This is a genomic window from Ligilactobacillus salivarius (genome assembly GCF_035231985.1).
GTDB classification, from domain to species: Bacteria; Bacillota; Bacilli; order Lactobacillales; family Lactobacillaceae; genus Ligilactobacillus; species Ligilactobacillus salivarius.
The window spans coordinates 412,801-426,764 of sequence record NZ_CP117983.1; the positions used below are offsets into that span (position 1 = coordinate 412,801).

9 protein-coding genes are annotated in these 13,964 nt (G+C 33.0%); 6 read left to right on the top strand and 3 right to left on the bottom strand.

Features of this window, described 5'->3' with window-relative positions:
• The first annotated feature begins 32 nt into the window (after nt 1–32).
• Together PTA89_RS01710 and PTA89_RS01715 are read left to right on the top strand one after the other, a co-directional pair.
• A complete protein-coding gene (locus tag PTA89_RS01710) occupies nt 33–3,056 on the top strand; it encodes a glycoside hydrolase family 2 TIM barrel-domain containing protein (RefSeq protein ID WP_324177296.1) in 3,024 nt (1,007 codons plus the stop codon).
• 201 nt (nt 3,057–3,257) lie between these two features.
• On the top strand, nt 3,258–5,192 hold the full coding sequence (locus tag PTA89_RS01715; RefSeq protein ID WP_324177297.1) for a PTS sugar transporter subunit IIA: 1,935 nt from the start codon (nt 3,258–3,260) through the stop codon (nt 5,190–5,192).
• Nucleotides 5,193–5,251: 59 nt separating this feature from the next.
• Here the strand turns inward: PTA89_RS01715 and PTA89_RS01720 are convergent, their stop codons facing one another.
• A complete protein-coding gene (locus PTA89_RS01720) occupies nt 5,252–6,250 on the bottom strand; it encodes a LacI family DNA-binding transcriptional regulator (protein ID WP_087448892.1) in 999 nt (332 codons plus the stop codon).
• A gap of 171 nt (nt 6,251–6,421) precedes the next feature.
• Between PTA89_RS01720 and PTA89_RS01725 the strand changes: the two genes are divergently transcribed.
• The 4 genes from PTA89_RS01725 to PTA89_RS01740 are packed head-to-tail and all read left to right on the top strand — an operon-like array spanning nt 6,422 to nt 12,341.
• Nucleotides 6,422–7,585, top strand: coding sequence for a galactokinase (locus tag PTA89_RS01725; protein WP_003699538.1), 1,164 nt, complete (start codon nt 6,422–6,424; stop codon nt 7,583–7,585).
• Nucleotides 7,586–7,612: 27 nt separating this feature from the next.
• Nucleotides 7,613–8,608, top strand: coding sequence for a UDP-glucose 4-epimerase GalE (gene galE / locus PTA89_RS01730; RefSeq protein ID WP_324177298.1), 996 nt, complete (start codon nt 7,613–7,615; stop codon nt 8,606–8,608).
• A gap of 18 nt (nt 8,609–8,626) precedes the next feature.
• Nucleotides 8,627–10,114 carry a UDP-glucose--hexose-1-phosphate uridylyltransferase gene (galT, locus tag PTA89_RS01735; RefSeq protein ID WP_081540576.1) on the top strand — a complete coding sequence of 496 codons (1,488 nt, stop codon included), beginning with the start codon at nt 8,627–8,629 and terminating at the stop codon, nt 10,112–10,114.
• A gap of 31 nt (nt 10,115–10,145) precedes the next feature.
• On the top strand, nt 10,146–12,341 hold the full coding sequence (locus PTA89_RS01740) for an alpha-galactosidase (RefSeq protein WP_324177299.1): 2,196 nt from the start codon (nt 10,146–10,148) through the stop codon (nt 12,339–12,341).
• A gap of 42 nt (nt 12,342–12,383) precedes the next feature.
• Here the strand turns inward: PTA89_RS01740 and PTA89_RS01745 are convergent, their stop codons facing one another.
• Together PTA89_RS01745 and PTA89_RS01750 are read right to left on the bottom strand one after the other, a co-directional pair.
• Nucleotides 12,384–13,424 carry a MucBP domain-containing protein gene (locus tag PTA89_RS01745; protein WP_324177300.1) on the bottom strand — a complete coding sequence of 347 codons (1,041 nt, stop codon included), beginning with the start codon at nt 13,422–13,424 and terminating at the stop codon, nt 12,384–12,386.
• A 148-nt stretch (nt 13,425–13,572) separates the two neighbouring features.
• A complete protein-coding gene (locus PTA89_RS01750; protein ID WP_003708317.1) occupies nt 13,573–13,851 on the bottom strand; it encodes a DUF1827 family protein in 279 nt (92 codons plus the stop codon).
• Nucleotides 13,852–13,964: the final 113 nt, after the last annotated feature.

Consider the following 13,964-nt stretch of genomic DNA (forward strand, 5'->3'; position numbering starts at 1 on the left):
ATGTAAGCATTTTCTTAGAAAGGTTGATAGTAATGGAAAATACAAAAGCAAAGTTAAGTTGGCTAGAGAAACCCGATGTTTTTGCAATAAATCGTTTGGAGGCTTATTCAAGTCATAAATTTTATGCTAGTCAAGAAGAATATCAAAATAAGGAAACAAGTTTAAAACAAAGTTTGAATGGATTATGGAAGTTTTCTTATGCACAAAATCCAGATTTAAGAGTAAAAAAATTCTATAAAGAAGATTTTAACGATAGTGGGTTTGATACGATAAAGGTTCCTGGTCACATTCAAACTCAGGGATATGATCATTTGCAGTATATCAATACACAATATCCATGGGATGGATTAGATGAACTACGACCACCATATATTTCAAGAAAATATAATCCAGTTGGAAGCTATGTTAAGACATTTACAGTAGATAAATCTTTAAAGAATAAGCGTATCTTTATCTCGTTTCAGGGCGTTGAAACTGCGATGTATCTTTGGTTAAATGGAAAATTTATTGGCTATAGTGAAGATTCATTTACACCTCATGATTTTGAACTTACTGACTTTATTAGAGAAGATTCAGAAAATAGGTTAGCAGTTGAAGTATATAAACGTTCATCAGCAAGTTGGATAGAAGATCAAGATATGTTCAGATTTTCTGGAATTTTCCGTGATGTATTCCTTTATGCAATTCCAGAGGTTCATGTGCGTGATATATTTGCAAAAACTACTTTAGATGATAGCTATAAGGATGGAATTTTGCTATTAGATACTAAGTTAGAAGGAAATCTAGAAAATACAGAAATTAATGTAGAGTTATATGATGAAGATCAAGTAGTTTGGTCTCGAAAAGAAAAAGCACGTGAGAAAACATTTATGGACATAAAACTGGAAAATATAAAAAAATGGAGTGCTGAAACGCCTTATCTCTACGGTTTGAAGATTACATTGGTAAAGAATAGAGAAGTAATCGAAGTAGCAACTCAAAAAATAGGTTTCCGTAGATTTGAAATGAAAGACGGAATCATGCTAATCAATGGGAAGCGAATTGTTTTTAAAGGGGTTAACCGTCATGAATTTGACTATCTCCATGGTAGAGCAATTTCTGAGGATGTAATGCTACATGATATTAAGTTTTTCAAACAAAATAATATTAATGCTGTAAGAACTTCACATTATCCTAATCAAACACGATGGTATGAACTATGTGATGAATACGGTATTTATGTTATTGATGAAACTAACTTAGAAAGTCATGGTTCATGGCAAAAATTGGGTGAATGTGAACCATCTTGGAATGTGCCTGGAAGCAAAGAAGAATGGTTAGATAATGTCTTAGATAGGGCAAATTCAATGTTTCAGCGTGATAAGAATCATGCATCTGTAATTATATGGTCATGTGGTAATGAATCCTATGCTGGTGATGATATCGTAAAAATGCATGATTTCTTCCATAAAGTAGATGATTCACGTTTAGTACATTATGAAGGTGTAACTTGGAATCGTGATTTTGAGGAAGCAACTGACATGGAAAGTAGAATGTACGCTAAACCTCAAGAAATCGAAGAGTATTTGCAAGGAAATCCTTCAAAACCATATATATCTTGTGAATATATGCATTCGATGGGAAATTCCACAGGTGGTATGAAGTTATATACAGATTTAGAAGATAAATATCCACAATATCAAGGTGGTTTCATATGGGACTATGTTGATCAAGCAATGTTAAAAACTGATGACTTTGGCGAAAAAGTTTTAGGTTATGGTGGAGATTTTGATGAGAGGGCAACTGATTATGAATTTTCTGGAGACGGTATTGTTTTTGCAGATCGTACACCGTCTCCTAAAGCTGCTGAAGTTAAGCAATTGTATGCTAATGTTAAAGTGAAAGTTACTGAAGAAGGAGTAATTATAAAGAATGACAATCTCTTCATTGACACAAGTGCATATATTTTTGAAACTATTGTAAAACGTGATGGTCAAAAAATATGGCAGAAAGATTATTCATTTAACGTTTTACCACAAACAAAACAAGAAGAAGTCATTGATTGGCCAAACATTGAAAAAATCCCAGGAGAATATATTTTTGAAGTAAATGTTTGTCTAAAAGAGAGCGTTGCTTGGGCAAATGAAAGACATGAATTATCATTCGGACAGTTAGTAACTAAAGTATCGTCTAAGGATAATGAAATAGTATCTGGGAAATTAAATGTTGTGCATGGTGATGTTAATATTGGTATAAATGGTGATGGGTTTAGTGTGCTACTTTCTAGAGCTGAAGGTGGAATAGTATCTTTGGCTTATAATGGTAAAGAGTATATTACACGTACACCTAAAACAACATTTTGGAGAGCGATGACTGATAATGATCGTGGTGTTAAGCATGGTTTCGATCGTGGGGTATGGTTGCAAGCAGGTTTATATCAAAAATTAGTTGATGTTAATGTAAAGGAAGAATTAAGTGAGATAACTGTTTCATTTAAATGGAAATTGCCATTAGCTAAAGAAGTATATAACGTAATAAGTTATACAGTTACACCAGATGGAAAAGTAAAAGTAACTGCTAAATATTTTGGAGTTGACGGACTACCATCATTACCTGCATATGGTTATGAGTTAAAATTAAAACGTAAATACAATCAGTATAAATTCTACGGATTAGGTCCAGATGAAAACTATATCGATCGAGATAATGGGGTAAAACTAGGCATATATGAAGGTGATGCTGATACTAATTTAGCTCCATATTTAGTACCACAAGAAACAGGGAATCATCGTGGTACTAGATGGTTGGAAGTAACTGATGTATATGGAGAAGGGTTAAGATTTGTGGCGAACGGTGATACTTTCGAAAGTTCAGTACTTCCATATAGCGAATATGAAATAGAACAAGCAATGCATCAAGAAGAATTGAGTAATCCTCATTATACTTGGGTAAGATTATTAGCTGCTCAAATGGGTGTAGGTGGAGATGATTCTTGGGGTGCACCTGTACAAAAACAATTTTGGATTCCATCAAATAAAGATTTGACAGTATCATTTACAATTGAACCAACAATTTAACAAAATAGAGTCTCTTATTTCTTATGAAGTATGAGACTTTTTTGATACAAAAGAACAGGTGGTAAATATATATGATGTCACTAAAATAACTTTAGTAAAAAATAATAAAAAATACCCTGAAAATTTACTAAATATTATTGACTTAATCGTTGAAATCGTTTACTATAAAGTTGTAAAAAATAGTAAAGGGGATTTCGTTATATGGAAATAAGAAATTCACAAAGTAAAAGTGAGAAGATTACTTCTCGTATTGCATATACCTTTGGTGCCTTTGGTAACGATGTGTTTTATGCAGCGATGTCTACATATTTAATTAATTTTATTACATCTCATTTGTTTGATACAGGGGATAAAACGTTAAATAACCATTTAGTTAGTGCTGTTACATTGATTATCATGGTTTTACGTATTGTTGAATTATTAATTGATCCATTTATTGGTAACGCTATCGACCGTACCAAGACACGCTGGGGACACTTTCGTCCTTGGGTAGTAATTGGTGGTACTGTTTCATCAATTGCTTTATTGGCATTATTCTCAAATATGGGTGGTTTAACTAAAACACATCCATGGTTATATTTAGTAATTTTTGCATTTCTTTATATTGCAATGGATATATTCTATTCATTTAAAGACGTCGGTTTCTGGTCTATGTTGCCAGCGCTATCATTTGATTCAAGAGAACGTGAAAAGACAGCTACGTTTGCTCGTATCGGTTCTTCAATCGGTGGTTCCTTAGTTGGTGTTGTTGTTATGCCTCTTGTATTATTCTTCTCCCTTCAAAGTAATGGAGGAACAGGTGATGACAGGGGTTGGTTCTGGTTTGGCTTTATTGTAGCTGCAGTTGCTTTTGTAACAGCATTAGCAGTTGGTATTGGAACACGTGAAGTTGACAATAAATTACGTGAAAATAAAGAAGATACAGCTGGTGTAAGTGCAGTTTTCAAGATGTTAGTTAAGAATGACCAATTAATGTGGGTAGCTTTGGCTTACTTACTATATGGTGTAGGAGTTAACTTAGTAAATGCTCTAGAACTTTACTACTTCCAATATATTATGGGGAATCCAAAAGGTTTCAGTCTACTACAATTTATAAACATGTTTGTAGGTATTTTTGCTGTAAGTGCCTTCCCTAAATTAGCAGATAAATTAAATCGTAAGCCATTATTTATTTGGTGTTTAGTAACTATGTTAATTGGAATTGGTTTATTCACTGTCGCTGGCAAGAGTTTATTGCTTGTATTGATTGCCGCTGAATTATTCTACATTCCTCAACCAATTGTTTTCTTAGTTATTTTAATGATTATTACTGACTCCGTTGAATATGGTCAATGGAAGTTAGGGCATCGTGACGAATCACTTGCTTTATCAGTTCGTCCTTTAGTTGATAAGTTCGGTGGAGCTGTTTCTAACGGTGTTGTAGGACAAATTGCTGTTTTAGCAGGAATGACTACTGGTGCAACTGCTGCTTCTATCACTATGCATCAACAAATGGTCTTCAAATTTATGATGTTTGGTGTTCCAGCAATCTTCATTTTAATTGGGATGTTTGTTTTCTGGAAGAAGATTACTTTAACTGAAGAGCGACATGCAGAAATCGTTGCAGAACTTGAAAAGACTTGGGGCGATCAATTTGATCAATCTAATGCAGAAAACGATAAGTTAATTAAGTCTGACAAATTAACTGCAATGGTTCCAGTAGCAGGTAAAGTTATTGCTATGAAAGATGTACCTGATGAAGTATTTTCAACGGGTAAGATGGGACAAGGTATTGCAATTAAACCTACAGATGGTAAAGTATATGCCCCATTTGATGCTGAAGTTAAGACAGTCTTTGCAACTCGTCACGCTATTGGTTTGGTTTCTGATAACGGAATTCCAGTTCTAATTCACGTAGGTATTGGTACTGTTTCTATGAAGGGTACAGGTTTTGTAACATATGTCAGAGAAGGACAACATGTCAAGAAAGGTCAACAAATTCTTGAATTCTGGGATCCAGCAATTAAGAAAGCTGGTTTAGATGATACAGTATTAATGACCTTTACACATTCAGATTTATTTAAGGAATTTGATGTAAAAGTACCAGTTGGTTCAGAAGTTGTTAATACAAATACAGCTATTGAAATAAAGAAATAGAGATTAATAAAAAAGTATGAGCTCGATTGAACTCATACTTTTTTTGTGAAGATAAATAATTAATTGATAGTGCTATCTCTAAGAACCAATTTTGTTCCTAAGATAACTTTTTTTGCAACGTTAAATGGATGAGCGATGTAATCCAATAGTAAGTTAACGGCTTCAACGCCCATTTCTTCAGTGAATACTTTAATACTACTTAATGATGGGTAAACATATTTAGTAATAGAAGTATCGTTAAAAGAAATGATACTTACTCGATCAGGAATAGAAATCTTTTCTTCTTGAAGCGCTCTGACTGCGCCAATAGCAATAGCATCATTAGCAGCAAAAAATGCTTCTGGAAGGTTATCGCCTAATTCTACGATAGCTTTTTTCATCATTTTGTATCCAGATTCAGGATTAAAACTTCCAACATATACATTTTGATGGTTGTAAAGATTTAAACGACTAAGATAATCTTTAAATATAGTAAAACGTAAATCAATCAAAGTTTGAGAATTATCAGAAGTATGTTCCTCACCTGCTAATAATCCGATGTTTTTTTGACCTTTTTCTAAGAAGTGATCTAAAACAGTGATAACGGAATTTTGGAAATCAGTTACGACACAACTAAAACCATTGCTTAAGGAATCACTGTCAACAAAGATTAAATTAGCATTTAGATTATCAAGTTGTTGTATTTCATTAGTACTATATTTTCCAATTGCAATGATTCCATCGACATTTTGGATTGCATCTAAAGGATCATCGTGGAAAATACGAACAACTTCATATCCCAATTCTTGAGCTCTTTTTTCGATTCCTAGACGAATTGAATAGTAGTACAAGTCTGTTAATTCTTGAGCTTCAGTATACCATTGCACAATTGCTATCTTATTTAAATGTTCTTCTTTATTCTTCTTTTTATGTTTAGAATAATTTAACTTTTCAGCAGTTTTAAAAATTCTTCTTTTAGTCTCATCACCAACAGATAACGATTCATCATAATTTAAAACACGAGAGACGGTTGCTGGTGAAACGCCTGCAAGTTTGGCGATATCTTTAATAGTAGCCATATAACCCCATCTTTCTAAGTAACTTCAATATATATTGTATCATAGATTGATATAATAATAAATTTTTCTCATATTTTTAGTAAATTTTATTGAAAAGTTTACTAAAAAGTACTACAATAAAATTGTTAATAAAACGTTTTCTTTATACGAGATAACGAGGAGGATTCTATTATGGATAAAAAGGTAATTAATGATAAATTTACAGAAATTTTTGGTGAACAAGCTGAAGCTACATTCTTCTCACCAGGACGTATTAATTTAATTGGTGAACATACAGACTATAATGGTGGTCATGTTTTCCCATGTGCAATTAGCTTAGGAACTTATGGTGCTGCTCGTAAACGTGAAGATAATAAATTACGTTTTTATTCCGCTAACTTTGAAGATTTAGGAATTATCGAAACATCACTTGATGATTTAAAGTACGACAAAAAAGACAATTGGGTAAATTATGCTAAAGGGATGATTTATTTCTTAAAGGAAACTGGTCATGATGTTGATAAAGGAATGGACATCTTTATTGAAGGAAATATTCCTAATGGTTCCGGCTTATCTTCATCTGCTTCATTAGAAATGTTAATTGGTGTAATTGCCCAAGAATTATTTAACTTAGATATTGATCGTGTTGACTTAGTTAAGTTAGGAATGGAAACAGAAAATAAATTTATTGGTGTAAATTCTGGTATTATGGATCAATTTGCAGTAGGAATGGGTAAACAAAACCAAGCAATCTTATTAGATACTAATACTCTTGAATATTCATATGCACCAGTAGATATGGGAAATAACGTAATTGTTATTATGAATACAAACAAACGTCGTGAATTAGCTGATTCTAAGTATAATGAACGTCGTAGTGAATGTGAAACTGCAGTAGGTGAATTGCAAGCTAAATTAGATATTAATACTTTAGGTGAACTAGATGCTCAAACTTTTGATGAATATGCTTACTTAATTGAAGACGAAAATCGTTTGAAGAGAGCACGCCATGCTGTATGGGAAAATCAACGTACAATGCAAGCACAAGCTGCATTAGAAGAAGGTGACCTAGAAAAATTCGGTCGCTTAGTAAATGCATCACATGTTTCACTTGAACATGATTATGAAGTTACAGGAATCGAGCTTGATACATTAGCACATACTGCTTGGAAACAAGAAGGTGTACTTGGAGCTCGTATGACTGGTGCTGGTTTTGGTGGTTGTGGTATCGCAATTGTTGATAAAGACAAAGTTGAAGCATTTAAAGAAAATGTGGGTAAGGTTTATACAGAAAAGATAGGTTATGCTCCTGCATTCTATATTGCAGAAATTGCAGATGGAACAAAAGTACTTTAATAAAGAATAATTAATGGAGGGATTTTGATGGCTACTTTAGTTTTAGGTGGAGCTGGATATATTGGTTCACATACAGTGGATAGATTGATAGAGAAGGGTGAAAAAACAATCGTTGTTGATAGTCTGGTGACTGGACATCGTCAAGCGGTTAACAAGGATGCTAAGTTTTATCAAGGAGATATTGCAGATAAAGATTTTATGCGTCAAGTTTTTAAAGAAAACTCTGATATAGATGCGGTCATTCACTTTGCTGCCTATTCTTTAGTAGCAGAGTCCATGAAAAAGCCATTGAAGTATTTTGATAACAATACTGCTGGAATGGTTAAGTTATTAGAAGTAATGAATGAATTTTCAATTGATAAAATTGTTTTTTCATCTACAGCAGCTACTTACGGTATTCCAGAAGAAGTTCCCATTAAGGAAACAACTCCACAAAATCCAATCAATCCATATGGAGAAAGTAAGTTAATGATGGAAAAGATTATGCGTTGGGCTGATAAAGCATATGGAATAAAATTTGTACCATTACGTTACTTTAATGTGGCTGGTGCTAAACCTGATGGATCAATCGGTGAAGATCATATGCCTGAAACTCATCTTTTACCAATTGTGTTACAAGTAGCAATGGGTAAAAGAGATAAGCTACAAATCTTTGGCGATGATTATAATACTCCAGATGGTACTAATATAAGAGATTATGTTCATCCTTTAGATTTGGCAGATGCGCATATTCTAGCGGTAGATTATCTAAAAGCCGGTAATCCAAGTACGGCATTTAACTTAGGTTCGTCTACAGGTTTTTCTAATCGAGAAATTTTAGAAGCTGCAAGAAAGGTTACAAATAAAGAAATCCCAGCTGAAATAGCACCTAGACGTGGTGGAGATCCAGATGTATTAGTGGCTTCTTCTGCAAAAGCACGAGAAGTTTTAGGTTGGAAACCCCAATTTGATGATATTAGTAAAATCATTGAGACAGCGTGGAAGTGGCACATTTTACATCCAGAAGGTTATCAAGATAAGTAAAGAGAGGTTCTGAGAAAGATGGATGATAAATTACTATTAGATACATTTATAAAACAAGTAATTGAACAAGGAAATTATACAGAACTTGATAGGAATTACTTATATAATCGGATTTTGAATTTGGTAGGAGAAGGTGTTGAAAAACTAACAACTACTAAAAATGAAATTATTGACTTAAAAGATGAGCTAGTCGAATATGCTGTCCAACATGGTAAAGTTGGTGAAACTTTGAATGAACAAGATTGTTTAGGCGCAGAGTTGATGAATTTCATTACTCCTTTACCAAGTAAAGTTAATCAAGATTTTTGGCAAACTTACCAACAAAATTCACCAGAAGAAGCTATTCAGAATTTTTATGATTTAAGTAAGCGAAATGACTATATTAAGACAAAAGCTATTGCGAAAAATATTTATTTTCCAGTTGAAACATCATATGGACAATTAGAGATAACAATTAATTTATCGAAGCCTGAGAAGGATCCAAAACAAATTGCTTTGGCTAAAAAGATGAAGGCAAGTGGATACCCCCTATGTCAACTTTGTATGGAAAATGAAGGCTATCAAGGAAGAGTTAATTATCCTGCAAGAGCAAATCATAGAATTATTCGTTTCGATTTAGATGATAAACAATGGGGATTCCAATATTCGCCATATGCTTATTTTAATGAACATTGTATTTTCTTAGATACAATTCATGAACCAATGGAAATCACCAAGCAAACATTCAATAATTTGTTAGGTATTATTGAGCAATTTCCAGGATATTTTGTAGGAAGTAATGCTGATCTGCCAATTGTAGGTGGTTCTATATTAACACATGAACATTATCAAGGTGGACGTCATACTTTCGCGATGGAAAAAGCACCAATAGAAACAGAATTAAAATTTGCAGGTTATGAAGATATACAAGCAGGAATTGTTAAATGGCCAATGTCAGTTATTCGTTTACGTGGAAATTCAAAAGAAGATTTAGTAGATCTAGCTGATAAAATTCTAAAAACTTGGCGTGGATATTCAGATGAAAAAGTTTCTGTCTTAGCTGAATCTAATGGTGAAAAACATCATACGATTACGCCAATTGCTCGCAAACGAGATGGACAGTTAGAATTAGATTTGGTATTGCGTGATAATCAAACTTCAGAACAATATCCAGATGGTATCTACCATCCTCATCCAGATGTTCAACATATTAAGAAAGAAAATATTGGGTTAATTGAAGTAATGGGATTAGCAATTTTACCTCCTCGTTTGAAAGGTGAACTTCAAGAAGTTGAGAAATACTTATTAGGTCAAGAAAATAAAATGGAAGAATATCATCAAGTGTGGGCTGATGATATTAAACAAAAATATTCAGATATAAATCAAGATAATGTTGATACAATTATTCATCAAGAATTAGGTCGAGTATTTGCTAGAGTGCTAGAAGATGCTGGAGTTTATAAGCATGATGAAACCGGTAGAATGGCATTTAAACGTTTTGTAGAAGAAGTAGGCATTGTGGATTAAAGTAAACTATAGCTAAGGAAGGTTTGGTAAAATGGTAGATTTAATTACAGTAGATAAAGAAAATCGAGTTTTTCATTTGCATAATGAGCAACTTTCATATATTTTTTCAATTGAAGATGGCGATACTATTAGTCATTTATATTTTGGTAAAAGGGTAAAAAGTTATCATGGACAATTACGTTATCCACGAGTAGATAGAGGATTTTCTGGTAATTTACCAGGTAGTTTAGATAGAACCTTTTCCAAAGATACTTTGCCACAAGAATATAGTAGTGCCGGTGAGATGGATTATCGAGTTCCCGCAACAGTAGTGCGTCAAAAAGATGGCTCAAATGGATTAATGCTAAAATATAAGACTTACAAAGTTGAAGAAGGAAAACCTGAATTGACAGGACTTCCAGCAGCTTATGTAGAGTCAGAATCGGAAGCTAATACTTTGATTGTTACGCTAGAAGACGAGAAAAGTGGAGTTTTATTTGACTTACTATATACAATATATCGTGATTATCCAATTATTACACGTTCAGTTAAGGTTAAGAATCTAGGACAAGAAAATGTAAACTTGGAAAAAGTTGCATCCATGCAAATAGATTTCTCTCAACGAGACTTTGATGTAATTAGTTTACCAGGAGCCCATGTAAACGAACGTCATTTAGAAAGACAAAAATTAGGATATGGGATTCAAACATTTGGTAGCATTCGTGGTACTTCTAGTCATCAAATGAATCCGTTTGTTGCTTTGGTTGATAGTAATACTGATGAATTCAATGGTGCTGCGTATGGCTTTGCGTTAGTTTACTCAGGAAACCATGCTTTTGAAATTGAAAAAGATCAACTTGATCAAGTTCGATTATTAGTAGGGATTAATGGTTATAATTTCAATTGGCAATTGCCAGCAGGGGAAAGTTTCCAAACTCCAGAAGTATTAATGACATATACTGATAATGGATTGAATGCTATGAGTAAGGCATTTCATAATATTGTCAGAGATAGAATTACACGTTCCAAATATAAATATAAGGAACGCCCAATTCTAGTTAATAATTGGGAAGCTACATATTTTGACTTTGATGAAGATAAATTAAAGCCAATCGTAGACGAAGCCAAGGAACTGGGGATAGAGATGTTTGTATTAGATGATGGATGGTTTGGTCATCGCGATGACGATAATTCATCATTAGGTGATTGGAATGTATATGAGAAAAAATTCCCTCAAGGCTTAAAACATTTTGCAGATTACGTACACAGCAAAGATTTGAAATTTGGTATTTGGTTTGAACCAGAAATGATTTCAATGGATTCGGAATTATATAGAAGCCATCCTGAATATTTGATGCAAGTTCCAAGAAGACAACCAAGTCCATCACGTAATCAATATATTTTAGATATGACAAGAAAAGATGTCAGAGATGACATAGTTGATCAGATTTCAACTATTATTGCTGATAATGACATTGATTATGTTAAGTGGGATATGAATCGTAATTTATCTGATATCTATTCACAAAATCTACCTGCAGATAGACAGGGTGAAGTTTATCATCGCTATGTTTTAGGGGTTTATGATATTTTAGAAAGAATAACTAGCAAGTTCCCAGATGTTTTATTTGAAGGCTGCTCTGGCGGTGGTGGACGATTTGATGCAGGCTTTGTTTACTACATGCCACAAAGCTGGACTAGTGATAATACGGACGCGATTGCCAGATTAACTATTCAATATGGTACAAGTTTAGTATATCCACCATCAATGATGACAGCTCATGTGTCTGCAGTTCCAAATCATCAAACTGGTAGAGTGACACCAATCGATACTAGAGGTGCAGTTGCTATGAGTGCAGTCTTTGGTTATGAGTTAGACTTAACAACATTGACAGACGAAGAAAAAGAAATTGTTAAAAAACAAGTAAATCAATACAAGGGTATTAGAAAATTAGTCCAATATGGAGATTTCTATCGTTTACAATCTTCTAAAGATGGTAATAAAACAGCTTGGATGTTTATAAGCCCTCAAAAAGATGAAGCAGTAGTAATGGTATGTAAAGTTTTAGCAGAAGCTCAACCTGTATTAACGAAAACTAAATTATATGGATTAGATACCAATAGGAACTACCGTGATGTTGAAACTAATAAGGTTTATGGTGGCGATGAATTAATGGAATTAGGATTCTATGATCCTATTATCCGTAATGACTATGCTGCTACAATGTATCATTTAAAAGCTGAATAAATAAAAAAAGAGATGTAAGTTGAATTTCAACTACATCTCTTTTTAAAATTGTAGATATTCCCAAATTGTCCAACCTAGACCATCAACTTCAAACCAAAGCATATGACCGACACGGTTACGAGCAGTTATGAGCACAGTTTTTCCATTTTCTATCTCATTAATTTTTTTACCGAATGGTCGATCATAAAGAGCAAGTTTTTGGTTAGGTACAAAGTTAATTTCAGCAGTAACAGATAATTTAACTGGTTCAGGAATACTTAGTTCAGGATCATCCTGGATAGGAGCGATCTTTAATGTATCTGATAAAGTATATGGATTGTTTTCTAGTAATTCCATACGTTGTTCATCAAATTTAACCCAGGCATTTCCGCCAATGTTATACCACCAATCATTATTGATAAGCTGAATAGACTCAAATGTTTGCCAAACAGTATCTGGAGCAAGTGTGACAGATATATCATGTCCTTCGGGTTCTGTATAACTTAAACAATAAGAATTGATACGAAGATAATGCACATTATGATCAACAATTTTCCAACGTGATTTACGATAATAGTATGTGACTAATTGTTGTTTATCTGAGAAGACACCACGAGTAGGACCAACAGCTTTTTGTAGTGAATAGTCAGGGATGGTAGGGGCATTTAATTCAAAACGTTCCCCAAAATCTCCTCGGATAAAGACAGGACGCATCAGTAACTTTTGCTTATCAATATCTTGTGAAAATAGCCAAACATCAGCCCCTTGATGTTTACGATAGGTAAGAGTTATAGAACCATATTGATCAACAAAGGCACTGGTAAATCCTGAAATATTAATTAAGTCATAGTTGGGAAATTCTTTGAATCTTAAATGAAGTTCTTCGCCAATATATCCAGAAATAATTTGTGGAGTAGTCAGACTTTGACCACGATCATCTTGATATATGATGATTAAAGTAGCGTTATGTCCAACTTTAGTGATAGGTTCTTTATTTTTATCTGAGAGATCACTTTTTTCAACTGTGGATATATCATTTTTTTGTTTTGCTTCATTATTTTTATTAAACTTCATCAAGTTTTTTACTGAGTCTAAGAATGCCATTATTTCACCTCATTTCATGAAGAACTATTATCTTCTATTATATCATTAAAATAAACAAGATTTTAAATGAATTTGTGAAATAATAAAAGCCCGACAAATTTGATGTAAAATATCAATCTGGGGCTAATAAGTAGTAGTCATATATGAATTAGTTATTAACGATGATTTCAACTAAACTCTTTTGTTTAGTAATCTCCATATTTTTAGTGTCATTCTTCAAAAGTTTTTCAACAACAAAATTTATTTCTTTGTCAGTTATTCCACGTAATTTATTAGAAATTATAATTTCAGAAAATCCATGTTTCTTTTTATATACAACACGTGAATTTCCTAAAGTATAAACTTTAATGAAGTGGACAGGGGTGGCTGCTAATTCACGTTGAATGTCTTTAGCATGACTAGCAGTTACATCAACTAAATGCATCATAATAATCACCGAACCTTTCCTATATCTCTAATTATATTATAGCTAAATATATTAATTTTATCAAAAATATTGAATAAAAAAGCATAAAAAAGAGAGTTAAAAAATTAACTCTC